The 21,573-nt window shown below is 53.7% G+C and carries 16 protein-coding genes; 12 read left to right on the forward strand and 4 right to left on the reverse strand.

From position 1 onward, the window contains the following. The first annotated feature begins 355 nt into the window (after nt 1–355). Complete coding sequence (gene glgX / locus ACO0U8_RS00075; protein WP_056770644.1) at nt 356–2,638, forward strand: glycogen debranching protein GlgX; 2,283 nt, start codon at nt 356–358, stop codon at nt 2,636–2,638. Between the two features lie 111 nt (nt 2,639–2,749). Here the strand turns inward: glgX and apbE are convergent, their stop codons facing one another. Next, entirely contained in the window at nt 2,750–3,799 is a 1,050-nt protein-coding gene (gene apbE, locus ACO0U8_RS00080) for an FAD:protein FMN transferase ApbE (RefSeq protein ID WP_421670023.1), read from the reverse strand. A gap of 283 nt (nt 3,800–4,082) precedes the next feature. Here apbE and ACO0U8_RS00085 point away from each other — a divergent pair, with 283 nt between their 5' ends. The 4 genes from ACO0U8_RS00085 to uspE all read left to right on the forward strand — a co-directional run bounded on the left by ACO0U8_RS00085 (nt 4,083) and on the right by uspE (nt 8,538). Next, on the forward strand, nt 4,083–4,910 hold the full coding sequence (locus ACO0U8_RS00085; RefSeq protein ID WP_217203587.1) for a mannosyl-3-phosphoglycerate phosphatase-related protein: 828 nt from the start codon (nt 4,083–4,085) through the stop codon (nt 4,908–4,910). Between the two features lie 82 nt (nt 4,911–4,992). After that, a complete protein-coding gene (locus tag ACO0U8_RS00090; RefSeq protein ID WP_056770652.1) occupies nt 4,993–6,213 on the forward strand; it encodes a hypothetical protein in 1,221 nt (406 codons plus the stop codon). A 475-nt stretch (nt 6,214–6,688) separates the two neighbouring features. Beyond that, nucleotides 6,689–7,444: an FNR family transcription factor gene (locus tag ACO0U8_RS00095; RefSeq protein WP_013575564.1), complete on the forward strand. Its 756-nt coding sequence runs from the start codon at nt 6,689–6,691 to the stop codon at nt 7,442–7,444. Nucleotides 7,445–7,578: 134 nt separating this feature from the next. Beyond that, a complete protein-coding gene (uspE, locus tag ACO0U8_RS00100) occupies nt 7,579–8,538 on the forward strand; it encodes a universal stress protein UspE (RefSeq protein WP_056770655.1) in 960 nt (319 codons plus the stop codon). 89 nt (nt 8,539–8,627) lie between these two features. Here the strand turns inward: uspE and pntB are convergent, their stop codons facing one another. Beyond that, a complete protein-coding gene (pntB, locus tag ACO0U8_RS00105; protein WP_056770657.1) occupies nt 8,628–10,019 on the reverse strand; it encodes a Re/Si-specific NAD(P)(+) transhydrogenase subunit beta in 1,392 nt (463 codons plus the stop codon). 10 nt (nt 10,020–10,029) lie between these two features. Continuing rightward, nucleotides 10,030–11,559 carry a Re/Si-specific NAD(P)(+) transhydrogenase subunit alpha gene (gene pntA / locus ACO0U8_RS00110; protein WP_183848169.1) on the reverse strand — a complete coding sequence of 510 codons (1,530 nt, stop codon included), beginning with the start codon at nt 11,557–11,559 and terminating at the stop codon, nt 10,030–10,032. Between the two features lie 537 nt (nt 11,560–12,096). Here pntA and ydgH point away from each other — a divergent pair. After that, the gene (gene ydgH / locus ACO0U8_RS00115; protein ID WP_056770662.1) at nt 12,097–13,050 is read left to right on the forward strand and encodes a DUF1471 family protein YdgH; all 954 of its coding nucleotides are present in this window, start codon (nt 12,097–12,099) and stop codon (nt 13,048–13,050) included. Between the two features lie 94 nt (nt 13,051–13,144). Here the strand turns inward: ydgH and ACO0U8_RS00120 are convergent, their stop codons facing one another. Beyond that, nucleotides 13,145–14,257, reverse strand: coding sequence for a dipeptidase (locus ACO0U8_RS00120; protein ID WP_421670024.1), 1,113 nt, complete (start codon nt 14,255–14,257; stop codon nt 13,145–13,147). A 250-nt stretch (nt 14,258–14,507) separates the two neighbouring features. Between ACO0U8_RS00120 and ACO0U8_RS00125 the strand changes: the two genes are divergently transcribed. The 6 genes from ACO0U8_RS00125 to ACO0U8_RS00150 all read left to right on the forward strand — a co-directional run bounded on the left by ACO0U8_RS00125 (nt 14,508) and on the right by ACO0U8_RS00150 (nt 21,281). Then, complete coding sequence (locus ACO0U8_RS00125; protein ID WP_056770667.1) at nt 14,508–16,103, forward strand: ABC transporter substrate-binding protein; 1,596 nt, start codon at nt 14,508–14,510, stop codon at nt 16,101–16,103. After that, complete coding sequence (locus tag ACO0U8_RS00130) at nt 16,100–17,113, forward strand: ABC transporter permease (protein ID WP_421670025.1); 1,014 nt, start codon at nt 16,100–16,102, stop codon at nt 17,111–17,113. Before ACO0U8_RS00125 ends, ACO0U8_RS00130 begins: the two co-directional genes overlap by 4 nt. Continuing rightward, nucleotides 17,110–18,036 carry an ABC transporter permease gene (locus ACO0U8_RS00135; protein ID WP_183847070.1) on the forward strand — a complete coding sequence of 309 codons (927 nt, stop codon included), beginning with the start codon at nt 17,110–17,112 and terminating at the stop codon, nt 18,034–18,036. The genes ACO0U8_RS00130 and ACO0U8_RS00135 overlap by 4 nt, the downstream gene beginning before the upstream one ends. Further along, a complete protein-coding gene (locus ACO0U8_RS00140) occupies nt 18,036–18,866 on the forward strand; it encodes an ABC transporter ATP-binding protein (RefSeq protein WP_056770680.1) in 831 nt (276 codons plus the stop codon). Before ACO0U8_RS00135 ends, ACO0U8_RS00140 begins: the two co-directional genes overlap by 1 nt. Continuing rightward, nucleotides 18,863–19,648, forward strand: coding sequence for an ABC transporter ATP-binding protein (locus ACO0U8_RS00145; protein WP_056770682.1), 786 nt, complete (start codon nt 18,863–18,865; stop codon nt 19,646–19,648). Before ACO0U8_RS00140 ends, ACO0U8_RS00145 begins: the two co-directional genes overlap by 4 nt. Before the next feature lie 85 nt (nt 19,649–19,733). Next, nucleotides 19,734–21,281 (forward strand): serine hydrolase domain-containing protein, encoded by a 1,548-nt coding sequence (locus ACO0U8_RS00150; RefSeq protein ID WP_056770685.1) that lies wholly within the window; start codon nt 19,734–19,736, stop codon nt 21,279–21,281. Nucleotides 21,282–21,573 lie beyond the last annotated feature (292 nt).

Consider the following 21,573-nt stretch of genomic DNA (forward strand, 5'->3'; position numbering starts at 1 on the left):
ATCGGAGCCTGATTTCAAAAGAGAAAATCACACTTCATCAAAAATTTTCGTGAGGAATGAAGGCTTTAATATCAGTCAGTAAAGCCTCTGTGAGTGATTGCCGGTGAGAGGCAAAAAAAACTCATTCAGGAATGTTTGCCGCACGCTGATGCTTGTGCGCAGGACGTGATACCCCTCTTTTTTGTCACGCCGCGGTCACTGATTTTGCGGTTAATCGGCTACCGGTGGGGGAAATGGCGCAAGTGCAACTACACTGGTTTGGTAGCAACAGACAAGCAGCCCCTTGAGCTGCGGATATTTTTCGCTCAATTTTTCAGGATTTATTCTGACTGACCTGCTCAGGAGTGTGAAACGAATGGCAAAACCTCGATCCGGCAAAGTCACCCAACCGACGGCCACCACGGAAGAAGTCCGCAGCGTACCCTCCAATGCTCAGGTCAACATCGCTGTTGATGAGCTGGGCGTGCGCATCATGCATCCTTACAGTGACGGTGAAATCGTCCGAAGCTTTGATTCCGGCCATACCACCCGCGTGCGCGAAGGATTACCGGTTCCGCTCGGCGCAACCTGGGACGGCCTGGGCGTGAACTTCGCCTTGTTCTCCGCCAATGCCACCAAAGTGGAGCTGTGCCTGTTTAATGATGAAGGAGAGCAATACGACGTCATTGAACTGCCGGAATATACCGATGAAGTCTGGCATGGCTATCTGCCGGATGCCCGCCCCGGCCTGCTTTACGCCTATCGCGTGCATGGGCCCTATGCGCCACACGACGGCCACCGGTTTAACCCGGCCAAACTTCTGCTCGACCCGTATGCCAAACAAATTGTCGGCGACCTGAAATGGGATGACGCCCTGTTCGCCTATGACATGCAAAGCGACAAGAAGGATTTGCACCTCGACAATACGGACAGCGCCCCTTTCCTGCCAAAATGCCGGGTGATTGACCCGGCATTCTCCTGGGCGCGCTCGCGCAAAAAGCATATTCCGTGGGAAAAAACGCTGATATATGAAACGCATTTGCGCGGTTACACCATGCGCCATCCGGCTGTGCCGGAGCATCTGCGCGGCACATTTTCCGGGATGAGCACCCCGCACATCGTCGAGTACATCCGCTCGCTGGGGGTAACGTCCGTTGAACTGATGCCGATCCACGCCTTCACCGATGACCGGCACCTGCAGGATAAAGGTCTGCATAACTTCTGGGGCTATAACACGCTGAGCTTCTTTGCCCCGCATCCGCAATATATGGCGACGCACACCGTCAATGAATTCAAGCAGATGATCGCCACTTTCCACGCGGCGGGCATCGAAGTGATTCTGGACGTGGTCTACAACCATACGGCGGAAGGCAATGAGCTCGGCCCGACGCTGTCCTTTAAAGGCATCGACAACGCCAGTTATTACCGGCTGATGCCGGACAATAAACGCTATTACATTAATGATACCGGCACCGGCAATACGCTCAATCTCAGCCACCCGCGTGTGTTGCAGATGGTCACGGATTCGCTGCGCTACTGGGCGACAGAAATGCAGGTGGATGGGTTCCGCTTCGACCTGGCGACCATTCTCGGGCGTGAAAGCTATGGTTTTGATGAAGGCTGCGGTTTTCTCGATACCTGCCGTCAGGACCCGATCCTCAGCCAGTGTAAACTGATTGCTGAACCCTGGGATTGCGGCCCCGGCGGTTATCAGGTCGGCGGTTTCCCGCCAGGCTGGATGGAGTGGAATGACCGTTTCCGCGATACGGTGCGCAAATTCTGGCGCGGTGACGAAGGCCAGCTGGCGCAGTTCGCCACGCGGCTTTCCGGTTCTGCCGATCTGTTCAATCATCGCGGCCGTAAGCCTTACGCGTCAGTCAACTTTATTACCGCGCACGACGGCTTCACGCTCAACGACTGGGTGTCGTACGAGAAGAAACACAACGAAGCCAACGGGGAAAACGGCAAAGACGGCAGCGATAACAACATTTCAGCCAACTATGGCGTGGAAGGGCCGACCGACGATCCGGAGATCAGCGAACTTCGCCTGCGCCAGATGCGCAATATGCTGGCGACGCTGCTGTTCTCACAAGGCACCCCGATGCTGCTGGCCGGTGATGAGTTTGCCCGTTCGCAAAACGGCAATAACAATGCCTATTGTCAGGACACCGAGATTGCCTGGGTCAACTGGAACATCGGCGATAAAGGTCAGTCCCTGCTGCTGTTCACCTACCGGCTGATCGCCCTGCGCAAGCGATTCCCGATTTTACATCGCGGGCGCTTTCTGACCGGTGCAATCCATGAAAAGCTCGACGTCAAAGACGTGAGCTGGTTCCAGCCGCAGGGGCCGGAAATGACCGATGCTGCCTGGAAAGATCCGCACGCAAAATGCATCGCCATGCTGCTCGATGGCCGCGCCCAGCCCACCGGCCTGCTGCGCCACGGTTCCCTGAGTACCGTGCTGCTGCTGTTTAACGCATCTCACAAAGACGTGATGTTTGTGTTGCCTTCGGTGGCGCATGGCGAGAGCTGGCGGCATATTTTCGATACCTTTCAGCCTGATGATGTGAACGAGCATAATTTCGATTTCGGACGCGAGTACATCTGTACTTCGCGCACGGTGGTGCTGTTTGAACTGATCAGTACCGCGAAACACTGAACCACGGCGCTGCTTCAGGCATTGAGGATCTGAAGCAGCATCTTCGGCGTTACGTGCATTTCCCGATTATCTCAGTGAAAAAATTCACGGCACGCTTTAAGACGATAACGTTTACTGCGGATCTTTCAGATAGGCTTTGAACTGCGGCGACATATAGCTTTTGAAGGTGTCGCCCTCTTTGGTGATCAGATACACCGCAAGATGTTGTTGTTCTGCCAGCGCCAGCGCTTTCTTCGTGCCAAGCACCATCAGACCGGTGTCCCAGCCGTCTGCTTCCAGCGCGGTCGGGGCGATCACCGTCGCCGATACCAGCTTATGGGTGATTGGCGAACCGGTGGCCGGATCGATGATGTGCGAAAGACGTTTGCCGTTCAGTTCGTAATAATTGCGATAACTGCCGGAGGTACTGATGCCCATGCCCTGCAAATCAACAATCGCCTGTACCGCAGTTTCTTTGTCCGTTGGTTTCTGAATTGCCACCTGCCACGGATTTCCCTGCGCATTGTGCCCGCGGGAAACCACCGCGCCGCCCACCGACACCAGATAATTGCTGATGCCGTTGCCCTCAACCAGCCGCGCCAGGTGATCGGTTGCATAACCTTCGCCGACGGTGGAGAGATCAACGTACATGCCCGGCAAATCTTTTTGCAGATACTGCCCGTCATTTTGCTGGATCACTTTCAGATGCTGTAACCCGATACGCTGACGCGCTGCGGCGATCTGTTCCGGCGTCGGCGTTTTCACCGGCTGTTTGTCCGGGCCAAATCCCCACAAATTCACCAGCGGGCCGACGGTGATGTCCATCGCGCCACCGGTTAAGGTGCCGATACGCATTGAGGTGACGATCGCATCAGCCATCCCGACACTGATCGGCTGGGGCACGTTGCCCTGATACTGATTGAAACGCGACAGCACCGAATCCTCTTTGTAAGTCGATAACTGATGGTCGTCCTCTTTGAGCTGCGCTTCAATTTGCTCCCGCAGCGCCGCTTCCCGGTTTTTATCCACGCCCGCCAGACTGACACGATAAAACGTGCCCATGGTTTTACCTTCAATGACCAGCGCACTCTCCTGCGCGGTGGAGCTGCCATCGCAGGCAGATAACAAACTGACGGCGCAAAGCACAAAGGCGGTGCGCGTTAAAACCGGTGTTAAAGACATGAGGAAAGACTCGTCTGACTGCCCGAAACCGGGCAAAAAAAGAAAACGCAATGGTAAAGGATGACATCTAAACCGCAGTGGAACTGACGTAAATTATCCGCATAAACCGCCTGCGGGTAAAGCCGTCTGCGGCTTTGATGTTGCCCGTTACCCTTGCCGGTAAATAATCCTGAAATGGTTAGCCCGGTCATAAAAATCATTTTTGAATCTATACTTAGCTACTGGAGCAGAAGTGGGTTAACAAAAATGCACGTCTGTTCTGCCACAAAATTGAGGAGAAAGAATGCCGTACCTTGATGATCCCTTAATTATTTTTACTGACCTCGATGGTTCGCTGCTCGACCACCATGATTACAGCTGGCAACCGGCGAAGCCCTGGCTGGACAGGCTTGCCGCGGCGCAGATACCGCTGATCCTGACCACCAGTAAAACGTCTGCCGAAGTGGCGGCATTGCAGTCAGATCTCAAGCTGACGCATCTCCCTTTTATTGCTGAAAACGGCGCCATGATCCACCTTCCGCCAGACTGGCGAGGTCAGGGTCCGATGATGGGTGCGCGCTATGCGGATATTCGCCGCACCCTGGAGGAATTACGCCACCGCTACGATTTTGAATTTCGCGGTTTCGGGGATGTTACGCCAAAGCAGGTCGCCCTCTGGACCGGACTTTCCGAAGCGGATGCTGCGCTGGCGATGCTGCGCGAAGCTTCCGAACCCCTGATCTGGTTTGGTAACGATCTGGATTTCGCACATTTCAAAAAATGCCTCACCCGTGAAGGGCTGGCGCTGACGCGTGGCGGACGTTTCTGGCACGTGATGGGCGTTGATGCGGGGAAAGGCCCGGCGGTGCAATGGCTTTCCGCTGAGTATCAGCGCCAGCGCGGTAAACCGGCGATCAGTATCGGGCTGGGGGACGGGCCTAACGATCTCTCGATGCTGGAAGTGGTCGATCACGCCGTGGTTATTAAAGGCCATCACCACCACGAGATGCCGCTGAGCCGTCATCACCCCGCGCAGGTTTATCGCACCACGGAATTTGGCCCGCACGGCTGGGTTCAGGGTTTAGATCATTTTATTTCGTCCCGCCAGCGGGAAATGCTAAATGAAAAATAAGGGAAAGAGTGTCGCGGGAGTGCGTTTCAGATAATTGTTTGTTTCCAATAATTTTATCAATTCTAAAATTGGAGAATATCGAATGAGTGATTTTTATCAGGATGGTGTGATTACTAATTTCCATAATTTGACCAACCGAAAAGTCGAAGAACTGGAATACGATTTACAGGTTTTTTCGGGACGCCGCTCAATGGGGTTAATATTGCCTTCATTATTTTCAGAACTTGAAGGTCCGGCGCTGACCAAAATTGTCGATGAGCTGACAAAAGTCCCCTATCTGGAAGAAATTGTTATTGGTCTTGATCGCGCAGACCGCGATCAGTTTTTATTTGCCCGCGAATTTTTCTCCCGCCTGCCACAGCGCCACCGTATTTTATGGAACGATGGTCCGCGTCTGAAAGCGCTGGATGAAGAGCTTAAAAAAGAAAATCTTTCGCCAATGGAACCGGGTAAAGGCCGCAACGTCTGGTTTTGCGTCGGGTATACGCTGGCCTCGCGGCGCACCTCGGTCGTCGGGCTGCATGATTGTGACATTGTCACCTACAGCCGCGATATGCTGGCGCGCCTGATGTACCCGGTGGCAAACCCTAATTTCCATTATGATTTCTGTAAAGGCTATTACGCCCGTGTGGCGGACGGGAAATTCAATGGCCGCGTTGGCCGCCTGCTGGTGTTTCCGCTGCTGAAATCCCTGCAGATTGTCTACGGCCACTCCGATTTCCTTGAGTATTTGCGCACTTTCCGTTATCCGCTTTCCGGCGAATTCGCCATGCGTACCCACGTTCTCAACGACCTGCGTATCCCGAGTGACTGGGGGCTGGAGATTGGCGTGCTTTCCGAACTGCACCGCAATACGGCGACCCGACGCATCTGCCAGGTGGATATCGCCGATAATTACGACCATAAACATCAGCCGATGTCAGAAGATGATGCCACTAACGGTTTGCAGCGTATGAGCATCGACATCACTAAAGCGCTGTATCGTAAGATGGCGATCCTGGGCGTGAATATCACCAGCGAGTCTTTCCGCATTCTGAAAGCCACCTACTATCGCAATGCGCTGGATATGATTGACGGGTTTGAGAATGACGCGCGCATGAACGGTTTGTCTTTCGACCGGCACAGCGAGGAATCCGCCGTGGAGTTGTTCTCCGGCGCCATTATTGAAGCCGGTCAGGCGTTTGTGGATACGCCGAGTGAAAAACCTTTTATCCCAAGCTGGAGTCGCGTGCAGTCGGCGTTTCCCGATATGCTGGATCGCCTTCATGAAGCGGTGGAAAAAGATAACGAAGGTGACGTGTAACCGCCCTCGCTTCCAAAAAACCAAAAATCTCAACGCTGCCCTGGCAGCGTTTTTTGCTTTCCAATCACCGGCTTTATTCGCGAACAAAACAAACAATCGGAGGATGCGCAATAATCGCCGGGTAGCCGGATTTATGGCATAATCCGTGCGCTTTTGTCAGTATTCTTAAAGATTAAGTTAAGACGCAGATAATCAAAAAACGGCCTGCAGATAACTCTAAGATGGGTTTGTTTAGATTCAAACAAATTATTCTTAAAAAAATTATATAATTTTTATGAATAAATTGACCCACATCTAAATCTCATTGATTCTCAATTCGTCGAAATACCTCGTTCAGATCAAAACAATTAGAAAAAAAACCCGTTAAAAATCGTGGTTTTTTAACATTTCGCCCTTTTAGCCCCATTCTGCTACTTATCACTCGCCGCAAAAGATGTTAAAATTGACCCATATCAATATTGCCTGAGTGACTCTTATGATCCCGGAAAAGCGTATTATTCGACGTATCCAATCTGGTGGCTGTGCGATCCATTGTCAGGACTGTAGCATTAGTCAGCTTTGCATTCCTTTCACGCTGAACGAGCATGAACTCGACCAGCTCGACAACATCATCGAAAGGAAAAAACCGATTCAAAAAGGCCAGGCACTGTTCAAAGCTGGCGATGAATTGAAATCCCTTTACGCCATCCGTTCCGGCACCATCAAGAGCTACACCATCACCGAACAAGGTGACGAGCAAATCACCGGTTTCCATCTGGCGGGTGATTTAGTCGGCTTTGATGCGATCGGCGGTTTGCAGCACCCGAGTTTCGCACAGGCTCTGGAAACTTCCATGGTGTGTGAAATCCCGTTTGAGACACTTGATGATCTCTCCGGGAAAATGCCGAATCTGCGTCAGCAAATGATGCGTCTGATGAGCGGTGAGATCAAAGGCGACCAGGATATGATCCTGCTGTTGTCGAAGAAAAATGCCGAAGAACGTCTGGCTGCCTTCATCTACAACCTCTCCCGCCGTTTCGCACAGCGTGGTTTCTCTCAGCGTGAATTCCGCCTGACGATGACCCGTGGCGACATCGGTAACTACCTCGGTCTGACCGTGGAAACCATCAGCCGCTTGTTAGGCCGTTTCCAGAAATCAGAAATGCTGAGTGTGAAAGGGAAATACATCACCATTGAGAATCATGAAATGCTTTCTCAATTAGCCGGTCAGTCTGCTCCCGTCTCTGCTTAAATTTTTGTGTCGGATCATCAGTGAATAATTTGTTGATCCGACTCAATTTCTCCGCTGTCCGATTGCTTAATCTTGGTTTACTCTGTACTTAATACAGTGAAATGCTGTTCTCTCACAGGTGTTAAGGAGTCCCCATGGCTAAGTATCAGAATTTACTCGTTGCTATAGACCCCAATCAGGATGATCAACCCGCACTGCGACGCGCCGTTTATCTGGTGCAGCGTAACGGTGGACGGATCAAAGCTTTCCTGTCTATTTATGATTTCTCCTATGAGATGACCACCATGCTGTCGCCTGATGAACGGACGAGCATGCGACAAAGTGTGATCAACGAACGGGCGGAATGGATTAAAGAGCAGTGCCGCTACTATATTGAGGCCGGTATCCAGATTGAAGTTAAAGTGGTCTGGCATAACAAACCCTTTGAAGCGATTATTCAGGAAGTCATTTCTGCCCAGCATGACCTGCTGTTAAAAATGGCCCATCAGCACGACCGCCTCGAATCCGTTATCTTCACCCCTACTGACTGGAATTTGCTGCGTAAGTGCCCGTGTCCGGTGTGGATGGTGAAAGACCAGCCGTGGCCAGAAGGCGGTAAAGCCGTCGTCGCGGTGAACCTTTCCAGCGAAGAGCCCTACCACGATCCGCTTAATATCAAACTGGTGAAAGAAAGTATCGAACTGGCCTCTCACGTTAATCAGACGGAAGTCCATCTGGTCGGCGCATACCCTGTCACACCGATCAATATCGCCATTGAACTGCCGGACTTTGATCCCAGCGTTTACAACGACGCCATCCGTGGTCAGCATCTGATTGCCATGAAAGCGTTACGGCAGAAATTCCAGATTGATGAAAAATTCACTCACGTAGAAAAAGGCCTGCCGGAAGAAGTTATCCCCGATTTGGCTGAACATTTGCAAGCCGGTGTGGTGGTGTTAGGCGCGATTGGCCGTACCGGTCTGTCAGCCGCATTTCTCGGTAATACCACTGAACAGGTGATCGACCATCTTAAGTGCGATTTGCTGGCGATTAAACCTGATGATTTCGAATGCCCGATCACACAGGACGATGATGAAGAGGACGACGACGAGTAACGTCAGAGCCGCCGGGGTTCCACAAAAAAATAAAGGCCAGTCATCTGACTGGCCTTTTTCATTACTGTTAACGATAGAACTGATAACTATCAGAGCGCGCGAAGGATCTTCTCAACGCTTTCTTTTGCATCGCCAAACAGCATCTGCGTATTTTCTTTGAAGAACAGCGGGTTCTGTACGCCGGCATAACCGGTGTTCATGGAACGTTTGAACACGATCACGTTCTGCGCTTTCCACACTTCCAGCACCGGCATGCCGGCGATCGGGCTGCGTGGATCTTCCTGCGCTGCCGGGTTCACGGTGTCATTGGCACCGATAACCAGCACCACGTCGGTATCGCTGAAATCATCATTGATTTCATCCATTTCCAGCACGATGTCATAAGGCACTTTCGCTTCTGCCAGCAGAACGTTCATGTGGCCCGGCAAGCGCCCTGCAACAGGGTGAATACCGAAACGCACTTTGATGCCCTTCGCACGCAGTTTCGCAGTGATGTCGTGAACCGGATACTGAGCTTGTGCCACCGCCATGCCGTAGCCAGGGGTGATGATCACTGAGCTGGCGTTTTTCAGCATGTCTGCCACGTCTTCCGCGCTCGCTTCGTGATACTCGCCCATCTCTTCAGCATTGCCGGTTGATGAACCGTCTGTGCCGAAGCCGCCTGCAATCACGCTGATGAACGAACGGTTCATCGCTTTACACATGATATAAGACAGGATCGCACCGGAAGAACCGACCAGCGCACCGGTCACAATCAGCAGGTCGTTGCTGAGCATAAAGCCCGCCGCCGCCGCTGCCCAACCAGAATACGAGTTCAGCATGGACACCACAACCGGCATGTCCGCGCCGCCAATCGACGACACCAGATGCCAGCCGAAGCCGAGTGCAATGAGAGTCATGATCAGCAGAGCCAGCACTTGCAGACCCACGCTTTCGGTACGCACGAACGTCACCATCAGCAGGAAAGACACCACCAGCGCAGCCAGATTCAATTTATGACGATGTGGCAACGCCAGCGGTTTGGAAGAGATAATCCCGCGCAGTTTGCCAAAAGCCACAATGGAACCGGTGAACGTCACTGCACCGATGAAGATACCGAGAAAGACCTCCGTCAGATGGATATTTTCCATCACGCCTTCCATCGGCACTGAACCATGATCCAGATAGCTGTTGAAGCCAACCAGAACCGCAGCCAGACCGACGAAGCTGTGCAGAATCGCCACCAGTTCCGGCATTTCAGTCATTTCGACTTTGCGCGCCAGATAAACACCGATTGCGCCACCGATCACCATCGCAACGATGATCCAGCCAACGTTACCGGAATCAGGGCCGAGAATGGTCGCGATTAACGCGATCGCCATCCCGGTCACGCCGAAGATGTTCCCCTGTTTTGACGTTTCATGTTTAGAGAGCCCCGCAAGGCTGCAAATAAACAGAATAGCGGCAACAATATATGCTGCTGTAACTAAACCCCCAGACATATGCTACCCCTTAATTCTTACGAAACATCTTCAGCATGCGCTGAGTGACGGTGAATCCGCCAAAAATATTGATACTGGCGATCAGTACGGCAATAAAGGACAGGAAGCTGACCCAGCCGCCGTGACCGATTTGCAGCACTGCGCCCACCACGATGATCCCGGAAATGGCGTTCGTGACCGACATCAGCGGTGTATGCAGGGCATGGCTGACGTTCCAGACTACGTAGTAACCCACCACGCAGGACAGCGCAAACACGGTGAAGTGAGACAGGAACTCTTTCGGCGCAACGTTCGCCAGCCAGCCAAACAGCACAATGGCCACGGCCATGATGATGAACTTGGTCCACGGAGAGGCCGGTTTGGCTTCCACTTTGGCGACTGGTTCTGCGGCTTTCGCCGCCTGAGGTTGCGCAGACACCTGAATGGCTGGCGCAGGCCAGGTCACTTCACCGGCTTTCACAACGGTCACGCCGCGAACCACGGTATCTTCGAAATCGATCTCGATTTCACCGTTTTTCTCTTTGCACAGCAGTTTCAGCAGGTTGACCAGGTTGGTTCCGTAAAGCTGGGAGGATTGCGTCGGCAGACGGCTGGGTAAGTCGGTATAACCGATGATCTTCACACCGTTTTCTGTCGTGGTGATTTTATCCGCCACGGTCAGTTCACAGTTACCGCCCGTCTGGGCCGCCAGATCGACGATCACACTGCCCGGCTTCATGGAAGCCACCATTTCTTTGGTGATGAGCTTCGGTGCAGGACGGCCAGGGATCAGCGCGGTGGTCACGATGATATCCACTTCTTCAGCCTGAGCGGCAAACAGCGCCATCTCGGCTTTGATGAAGGCTTCTGACATGACTTTGGCATAACCGTCGCCGCTGCCTGCTTCTTCTTCAAAATCGAGTTCCAGGAACTCTGCGCCCATGCTCTGTACCTGCTCTTTCACTTCAGGGCGGGTATCAAAAGCACGAACGATGGCACCGAGACTGCCTGCTGCGCCGATGGCAGCCAGGCCAGCCACGCCGGCACCGATAATCATCACTTTGGCCGGTGGCACTTTACCGGCGGCGGTGATCTGCCCGGTGAAGAAACGACCGAATTCGTGAGCGGCTTCGACAATCGCACGGTAACCGGCGATGTTAGCCATTGAACTCAGGGCATCCAGAGATTGTGCGCGGGAAATACGCGGCACGGAATCCATTGCCATGGCGGTGACCTGACGGTCAGCCAGTTTCTGAATAAGCTCAGGGTTCTGTGCAGGCCAGATAAAGCTGACCAGCGTGGTACCTGCCTGTAATTTATCGATTTCGTCGTTTTCAGGTGCATTCACCTTTAAAACGATATCTGAATGCCATACTTCTTCGCCGCTGACCACAGACGCACCCGCTTGTTCATAAGCGGCGTCCTCAAAGCTGGCTAACTTCCCGGCACCTTGTTCGATAGCGACCGTAAAGCCGAGTTTCAGCAACTGCTCCACCGTTTTCGGTGTGGCTGCGACTCTGGCTTCATTGGTCAACCGCTCTCTTGGTACACCAATACGCATAGTATTCCCTTCACCCTTTTCATTGATGATTTGTGTCATCGTCATAACATTTTATTTACCAGCCTGCTGGCTTATGAAGAACGCCGGAGAGTATTTTTTCAGGCTGGTTATAACCTACTGAATATCTAATCAATAATCTACGTATCGCAGCGATAGTCAGGTAATTAATAATAAAAAAATTGATATGGTCCGCAAACCTGCTGCAAACCCTGAGAAACACGTGTTTAATTCTCTTTAATCCGCCAGTGAAACCAGATCTATCACTCTGCCCTTCACGCTTGCAGACCGCTCCGGATGGGCATAAAAGTTAGAAAATAGTGAATAATTAACATTAATTTCACTACTTGGATTATTCCTTAAACTTATATAAGTTATGGTCAGCAAAAAAAGAACCGTGTCACCGCGTTGACGCTCGCATAATTGCCATAAATTACTGAGACACTCAGCATTGTTACATGCAATAATCGGCCGCTAACCTGTTACACATCAAGAATTCAGCACGTTTCAACATTACTGCGCAAGGTGAAAGGATTTTTTATGAAGCTGACAAAAACGATCATCGTATCGGCCCTGTTTTCTGTTTCTGCGCTGTCTGCTGCTCACGCCGCGCAGGAAATAAGCCCGCAGAAAGCAGCAGCCATCAAACCCTTTGATCGCATTGTTATTTCCGGGCGTTTTAACACGCTTGGCGATGCGGCTGATGCCGTATCACGCCGCGCCGATACACTGGGTGCGGATTATTTCTATATTCAGGACACCAACTCTTCTAACAATAGCGGCAACTGGCGCGTCGTTGCAGATATCTATAAAAAAGATGCGCCAGAAGTGAGCAAGAACACAAATTACCGTGTGATCAACGGCGTGGTCGAGCTGCCTAAAGATGTGGCCTATCAGCTTGAGCCTTTTGACACCGTGACGGTCAGCGGTTTTTATCGCAGCCAGCCAGACGTAAATGATGCCATCACCAAAGCAGCGAAAGACAAAGGGGCTTACTCCTTCTTCATCGTTCGCCAGATTGATGCCAACAGCGGCGGCAACCAGTACATCACCGCGTTCATCTACAAAAAAGATGCCGCGAAACGTGTTGTTCAGGATCCGGATGCTATCCCTGCAGATTCTGAAGCAGGTAAAGCCGCACTGGCCGCCGGTGGTGCAGCCGCGAAGAAAGTAGAAATCCCTGGCGTTGCCTCTTCAGGCAGCCCAAGCCGCGAAGTGGGTCGTTTCTTTGAAACCCAGACGTCTACCGGTAAACGTTACACTGTCACCGCGACTAACGGTGCCAAAATTCAGGAAGTGAACGACGTTACCGCAGCACAGATGGTTCCGTTTGATTCCGCTACCTTCACCGGGCACTTCAACAGCACGACGGATGTTTCGCAGGAAGTTGCGAACCGTGCTGCGGCGAAAGGTGCCAAGTTCTACCACATTACCCGCCAGTGGCAGAACAAGAGCGGTGGTAACCTGACCGTGAGCGCTGACTTCTTCAAATAAGTCTGACGCCAGCACACAGCAAAAAGGCAGCTATTGATAGCTGCCTTTTTTATACTTCATTGTGCGACACGAACGGGATGCCGATGCCGGGGCATTACTCGCCCCAGGTCCTTTCCAGCACGTTGATCCAGTTTTTGTAGCAAATCTTCTCGAGCAATGCCTGCCCGTACCCTGCTTTTCTTAATGCCTCCACCAGCACCGGCAGACCGCCAACGTCAGACATAAACGGCGCCATTGACGCACCATCGAAATCTGAACCAAAGCCCACCCCATCCTCACCCAGATGTTCCACCAGATAATCCACGTGTCGCACCATGATCTCGGTGCCGGTGTCATCACTGCGTTTGCCATCTTCCCGCAGGAACGGCACAGCAAAGTTCAGCCCCACAAAACCCTGGCTCTCCCTGATTGCGCCGAGTTGTTTATCAGTCAGATTTCGCGATTGCGGACAAATGCTGAACGCATTGGAATGGCTGGCCACCAGCGGCGCATCGCTGAGTTTCGCGACCTGCCAGAACCCTTTTTCGTTCAGATGCGAGAGGTCAATCATGATGCGTTTCTGATTACAGGCTTTAATCAGGCGGAGGCCTGCATCGGTCAGACCCGGCCCGATATCCGGCGAGGTCTGATATTTGAACGGCACACCGTGCCCGAAGATGTTCGGGCGGCTCCACACCGGCCCCAGTGACCGCAATCCCATGCTGTACAACACGTCGAGATTGTAGAGATCGGCATCAATCGCTTCCGCGCCTTCAATATGCATAACCACAGCTAATGCGTGGTTATCGATTGAATGTCGAATATCCCGCGCCGTGCGACAAATTTTCACCTTTCCCTGTGACTGCTCTTCGATGCGCAACAGAAACGCCATCATGCCAAACGTGACATCGCGTGCAAAATCGAAAGAAGGTGTCGGAGAAAAATCGGGATGTTTTTGAGTACCTTCCAGCAGAAATTGCGTATCCACCGAGCGATCGGGCACGGTCTTTGCAAGATCGACATCAGGAGTCGGTACCCAGGCGGCGAAAAGCCCGCCAGCAAAGCCTGCTTTACGGCAGCGAGGCAGATCCATTTGTCCGCTGGCCGGGCCCTGGAGGAATGCATGCTCAGGATTTTGACGATGTTCTGTCCAAAGTTGTAGCAAAACGTCGTTATGTCCATCAAAAACTGGCATGAGCTCTTCAGATCCGTGCGCTACGTTATTCATAAAAAAGGTCTACCTTTGATTGAGCGTGACTGAGACAACGGCGGGTTGCCCGCAGGAAGTGCATCACCACTGCGATGTTGCACTAAAGAGGAACAAGTCTGTCGTCATTCACATTAGTTTTTTCGATATGAAACGTCGAAGGGTGCAAAGCAACGGTTTTTCATTTAAGCCAGTTGCCTGCGGTGAAGTCAAGGGTTAGCCACTGTAATATTTAATTTTACTTTTATATATCAACACGATGGGAGTAGTTATGGTTACCAGGCGTCAATTCGTTACCGGTTTTTCCGCAATACCCGCTTTGTCTTACCTGAAATTTGATTCGGTGTTTGCTGCCACGCCAGCCTCGATACTGGTGATGGCTATCCAGCTCGACATCATTACCAGTCTGGATCCGCATGAAAGCTTCGAATCTGTTGGCAGTGAAATTACCGGCAATATGTATCAGCAACTGGTGAAACCAAAGCTGGCCTCCCCGGACGAAATCGAAGGCGATCTTGCCCTGTCCTGGACCGCGTCTGACGACAAAAAAACCTTCACCTTCAAACTGGATCCAAAAGCCAAATGGGCCGATGGCAAACCGGTCACCGCAGAAGATGCCGCGTTCTCCCTGCAACGTGTGGTGAAACTCGACAAGAGCCCGGCCTATATCATTAATCAGTTTGGCTACACCAAAGACAACGTAGACAGCATGGTCACCGCGCCTGATGCCGAAACGCTGGTGATCAAAACCGCTGAACCTGCGTCTGAATCTTTCCTGCTGTACTGCCTGACCGCCAACGTTGGCAGCATCGTGCAGAAATCGGCCTGTCTGGCGAATCAGGCAGGTGACGATTTGGGCAACGCCTGGCTGAAGAAAAATAGTGCCGGTTCCGGTGCTTTCAAGCTGCGCGACTGGAAAGTCAGCGAATCCGTCATTCTTGAAAGCAATAAAAACAACCCGCACGCGGGTAACATCCAGCGCATCATCATGCGTCACATCGTCGATCCTTCTGCGCAACTGCTGATGTTGCAAAAAGGTGATGTGGATATCGCACGCAACCTGACCACAGAACAGCTACGTCCGCTGATGAACGACAAAAACTTCACCCTGGTGCGCAAAGGTATCGCCGGCACTTACATGCTTTCTGCTAACACGGCGCACCCGAACCTGGCTAAACCGCAGGTCTGGCAGGCGCTTAAGTGGGCCGTGGATTACGAAAATATTCAGCAGCACATCGTGCCGCTGACGCACAAAATCCATCAAAGTTTCCTGCCTGAAGGTTTCCCGGCGGCGGTGAACACCATTATGTACAAACGTGATGTTGCTAAAGCGAAAGCCCTGCTGGCCGAAGCCGGTTTCCCGAACGGATTTGAAATCACGCTGGATCACTATTCCGCCTCACCTTCCTCAGACATCGTGCAGGCTTTGCAGTCGAACCTCGCCGAAGTGGGCATCAAAGTGACCTTACTGGCCGCCGAGAGCCGTCAGGTGCTGACCAAGATGCGTGCGCGTCAGCAGCAACTGGCGCTGACCCAATGGGGCGCGGATTACTTTGATCCGAACTCAAATGCCGAAGCGTTCTGCAGCAACCCGGATAACACCGATGCTGCCAAGAGCCGCACGCTGGCGTGGCGTTGCAGCTGGCAGGACAAAAGCATTTCCGATCTCAGCACCAAAGCGCTGAAAGAGTCCGATCCGGCCACCCGTATCAAACTCTATGAAGAATTGCAGACCAGACATATGGAAAACAGCCCGTTTATCATCATGCTGCAACCGACCAATACCGCCGCCTGCCGTAATGTGATTTCCGGCGTGGCATTAACTGTCATGAACACCAGCCCTTACGAGAAGGTTGTGAAAGCGTGAGCAAGAGACTCAATGGCTATCTGAGTACCTGCATCAGCGTTTGTCTTACTTTGTTTGGTCTGTCGGTGGTGACGTTTTTTATCGGTCGCGTGATGCCGACAGATCCGGTTCTGGCTGCGGTTGGCGATAACGCCCCGCAGGCAGTCGTCGAACGGGTTCGTCATGAAATGGGGCTGGACCAGCCCCTCTGGTTGCAGTTCTTCCATTACATCAGTCAGGTGTTTCACGGTGACTTAGGCCGTTCCGCCCTGACCTCCAATCTGGTCACCACCGATATCGCCCGGTTCTTCCCCGCAACGCTGGAACTGGCCACGGCAGCGATCATTATCGCCGCCGTGATCGGCATTCCTCTGGGCGTCTGGGCTGCAACCCGTCAGGGCAGCTGGATCGATCAGACCATCCGTGTGGTATGTCTGGCCGGTCACTCGCTGCCGGTGTTTGTGCTGGCCCTGCTCAGCCTGCTGATTTTCTACTCCGTGCTCGGTATCGCGCCGGGGCCGGGACGTCAGGACATCATTTATCAGGACATGATCCCTCAGGTCACCGGATTGTTAACCGTTGACTCGCTGATTGCCGGGGACATGGGGGCGTTCCGCGATGCACTGGCGCACATGGCGCAACCGGTGCTGATCCTGGCGTATTTCAGCATGGCCTACATCACCCGCATGACCCGCACCTTTATGCTGAACGCGCTGAGCGGCGAGTATGTGATCACTGCCCGCGCCAAAGGGTTGTCGGCGCAGCGTGTGATCTGGAAACACGCGTTTCCGACCGTCGGCGTTCAGCTCATCACCGTTCTGGCACTGACCTATGCCGGTTTGCTGGAAGGTGCGGTGGTCACTGAAAACGTCTTCTCCTGGGCGGGTCTTGGACAATATCTCACCGTCTCACTGATGAATGCGGATATGAACCCGGTGATCGGCTCCACGCTGCTGATCGGCGCGATATATGTGCTGCTCAACCTGCTGGCCGACCTTCTCTACCGACTATTGGATCCCCGCGTAAAATGACCTCACTCCCTGTTACATCGCCACCCCGCGCCGGTAGCCGCGCCTGGTTGCTGGCGGATACGCCGCTGACCCGCACGCAGGCCGTGTGGGGACGCCGTTACCGCATCTGGCTCGGCCTGCGCAAAAATCCACTCGCTGTCACCGGTCTTTTCACGGTGCTGATTGTTCTGCTGCTGTCCATTTTTGCGCCCTGGCTGACGCCGTATGATCCGGGCGCGCAGGATCTGGCGCACCGCTTAGCCAAACCGTCCTCCCTGCACTGGCTGGGCACCGACGAGCTGGGCCGCGATACCCTGAGCCGGATTCTCTACGGCGGTCGCATCACGCTGGGCATGGTGATCATCGTTGTGGCGATCGTCGCTCCGCTCGGCCTGCTGATTGGCTGCGTGGCCGGTTATGCGGGCGGATGGGTAGATCGCCTGCTGATGCGCGTCACCGACATTTTCCTCGCCTTCCCGCGTCTGATTCTGGCGCTGGCATTTGTCGCCGCACTGCGGCCGGGGATTGAAAGCGCCATTCTGGCCATCGCCCTCACCGCCTGGCCGCCGTATGCCCGTCTGGCGCGCGCGGAAACCATGCAGGTGCGCGGCACTGATTACATCGCCGCCTGCCGGCTGACCGGCGCAACGTCGGCGCGTATTGTATTGCGTCATATCATGCCGCTGTGCGTTCCGAGCCTGGTGGTGCGTATCACGCTCGACATGAGTTCTATCATTATCACCGCCGCCAGCCTGGGCTTTTTGGGCATGGGCGCACAGCCTCCGTCACCGGAATGGGGCGCGATGATTGCCACCGCCCGCCGGTTCCTGTTCAGCGAATGGTGGGTGCCGTTAATTCCGGCGATTGCCATTTTTGTGACATCTCTGGCGTTTAACTTCCTCGGCGACGGGCTGCGTGACGTTCTCGATCCTAAGGAGCAATGATGCTGGTTGATATCAAAGATCTGCACATTACGTTTAAAACCAACAGCGGCAGTTTTGATGCCGTGCGCGGCGTCTCTTTGTCACTGGGTAAAGAAAAATTTGGCATCGTGGGCGAAAGCGGTTCAGGGAAATCCCTGACCGCCCGTTGCCTGATGAACCTGCTGCCTTCCAGCGCCCATTGCCGGGCCGAAACGCTCTCTTTCGATGGCATAGACCTGCGTCATGCCAGTGAAAAGCAGATGCGGCAAATTCGCGGTAAACGCGTGGGCTTTATTTTACAGGACCCGAAATACTCGCTGAATCCGGTGATGCCGGTGGGGAAACAGGTGGCGGAAGCCTGGCTGACTCACAAAGGCGGCACGAAAAAACAGGCGATGAACGCCGCCATCGAACTGCTCGATCAGGTGCGTATCCGTGATCCGCATAAAGTGGCCGAACGTTATGCGCATGAAGTGTCCGGCGGCATGGGCCAGCGCGTGATGATCGCGATGATGCTGGCGCCCGACCCCGAGCTGATGATTGCCGATGAACCCACCAGCGCGCTGGATGCCACGGTGCAGGCCGAGATTTTACGCCTGCTCGACGATCTGGTGTCCAGCCGGGGAATGGGGCTGATTCTGATCAGCCACGACCTGCCGCTGGTGTCAAAATTCTGCGACCGGGTGGCGGTGATGTATGCCGGGCGCATTGTGGAAACCTTACAGGCCGGTGACTTACTCAACGCGCAGCATCCGTACACGCGCGGGCTGCTGGAATGCCTGCCGTCTCTGAAACATCCGCGGGACAGGCTGCCGGTGCTGGTACGTGATGAAGCATGGAAAACCTCATGACAGAACACGCCTCAACACACATTGATTTTTTTGATAACAGTAAGATTATCCTCAACAATCTGCGCATTGCGTTCGGCGATACCGAAGTGGTGAAAGGCGTCAGTTTCAGCGTCGCCCCCGGCGGATGTTTTGGCATTGTCGGTGAAAGCGGCTCGGGGAAATCGACCATTCTGCGCGCGCTGGCCGGGCTGAATCAGTCATGGTCCGGTGAAATGGTCATCGGCGGTGAAGACCAGACGCCCGTCCGGCAGAAGCGTTTTTTCCGCCGCGTGCAGATGGTTTTTCAGGATCCCTACGGCTCCCTGCATCCGCGCCAGACCATCGACCGTATTCTCAGCGAACCGCTGATCGTTCATGGTTTTTTGAATATTGAGAAGCGCATTGCCGACGCACTGAGCGAAGTCGGTCTGCCGCAGTCCGTGCGTTTTCGTTTCCCGCATCAGCTCTCCGGCGGGCAACGCCAGCGCGTGGCCATCGCCCGGGCAATGATTTCAGAACCGGAAATTTTACTGCTCGATGAGCCGACCTCGGCGCTGGACGTCTCGGTGCAGGCGGAAATCCTCAACCTGCTTTGCGACCTGCGTGAACGCCGCAACCTCACTTATATTCTGGTCAGCCACAATCTGGCGGTGGTAACGCACCTTTGCACCAGCATTGGCGTGATGATTGGTGGTGAAATGGTCGAGCTTCTGAGCGCAGACGATTTACGGACGGGCAACGTCAGCCATCCGCATACCGCAGAATTACGATCGTTGAGTCTCAGTTTAGAGGAACCCGAATAACCGTTTTCCCGCGGCACAGGTTCAGGTTTCACGGGCAGCTCCGGCTGCCCACTTTCTCACTGATAGACAGTTTGTGGAGACGCAAATGACCTCTGATTTACAGTGGCACGCCGCAGAAGCGACGGCTAAACGTATTACCGGTAACTGGAATAAACCCGGCGAACCGGGCGGCGCCATCACCCTCTTCGACAGTAAAACCCTGCGCGGTTTTGCCACCGGTGGCCTGGAAAACCTCACCACCGCAACCCCTTTCAGCATTGACTCCGTTGTCCGCTACGCCTCGGTCACCAAACATATTTTCGCCACACTGGCGTTGCTGAAAAGCGATGCCGGTCTTTCGGTGAATGACCCTCTTGGCAAGCATTTACCTCAGCTGAAAGCCCCGATGGCTCAGGTGACGATAGGTCAGGCACTGGACATGACCGGCGGTCTGCCGGATGTCCGTGAAACCCTTTCGCTGCTTGGCGTGTCGGTTTACAACGTCAGCGACGCAGAAGCGATCATGACGTTTCTGGCACAAGATGGCGCGCTGAATTTCCCGGCCGGCAGCGAGATTTCCTACAGCAACACCGGCTACCGGCTGGTGGAAGAAATCCTCAAACAGAAAGGCATCTTGTTTGAAGATCTGCTGCAAAAGCATATCGCGCAACCGCTGGACATCGCGCTTCACGCGCCGGAAACCTGGTTCGATATTGTGCCCGGCCTGGCACCGGGTTACTGGCTGGACACCAGCGGCTGGAAAACCGCCCTCGCCGGTCTGCATCTTTCCGCTTCCGGCAGCCTGACCGGCAGCGTCCGTTCGCTTTCCGTCTGGTTGCAGAGCCTGCTTTCGCAAACCGGCCCCGGCGCGGGCGTATTAAACACCCTGACAGCGCAACGTTACCTGCACGGCGATATCCCTTCCGCTTACGGGCTGGGCACCACCTCGACGCAAATAGGACCGCATACGGTTTACGGGCACGGCGGTTCTCACGCCGGTTACAAAGCCTATTTCCTGCTGCATCCTGAGCGGGATGCAGGGGTCGCGCTGGTGTCCAACCGAGAAGACACCGCCGCGTACAGCCATGCGCTGGACGTCATGTCAGCGCTGTTAGACGCCCCGCTTCCTCCGCGCAGCCACGCTCTGCCTGACGGGCTGTATGCCAGCACGGCGGAACCTTACTGGCTGAAAGTCAGCAACGGCACGGCCAGTTATCTGGGTTCGGCAGATAATCTGTATCAGGGCGCAGACGCAGATGAAGCGATCACCCTTTCCGCGCATATGCCGATGCGCCTGCGCTGGGACGGTAAAGCCATTAAAGGAGAAATCGGCCATGCACCGCGTTACTTCACGCCGGTTGAGCCTAACGATTGCCTGAAAATGGTTCAGGGCCGCTGGTATCATCCGGCGTCAAAAGCGGCGTTTGATATTGAAGGCGATAAGTTCCTGATGGGTGTGGGGACATTGCGCGCCAGCGGTCAGCTGACGTCTCTGGGCGCGGGACGGTTGCTGGTCGAATTGCCCGACGGCCCGTGGAAAAAGAACTTCTGTCTGTACTTCCAGGGGTACAACGTGAAACTAATTTCTAACCGCAGCCGCGTTCTGAATTTCCGCCGTGATGAATGCCGCAGCAGCTGGCAGCCCCAGAGTTAACGACACCGGCCCAGTCCAAAACCTCCCGCTCAGGGAGGTTTTTTTTGTTAACCCGATCACATTGCATTAATACAAACGGATCATCTGGTTCATAAAAGCACAAAATGTTCACCCCTTATGTCATAAGGCCTGCCAGCCTGATTTGTGCATAATTCCCTCTCAAACCCGCCTGAAAATTAATTTCCTGCCGCAATCGTCACTTTTGCCGTTTTGTTAATTGAATTAACATCCGCGAAACAAAGAGCAATAACGCCCCAGTTAGTGTGGCAATAAGAAACACCTCTGAGTGTTC

Source organism: Rahnella sp. EDr1-12 (assembly GCF_049206505.1).
Taxonomy (GTDB): domain Bacteria; phylum Pseudomonadota; class Gammaproteobacteria; order Enterobacterales; family Enterobacteriaceae; genus Rahnella; species Rahnella rivi.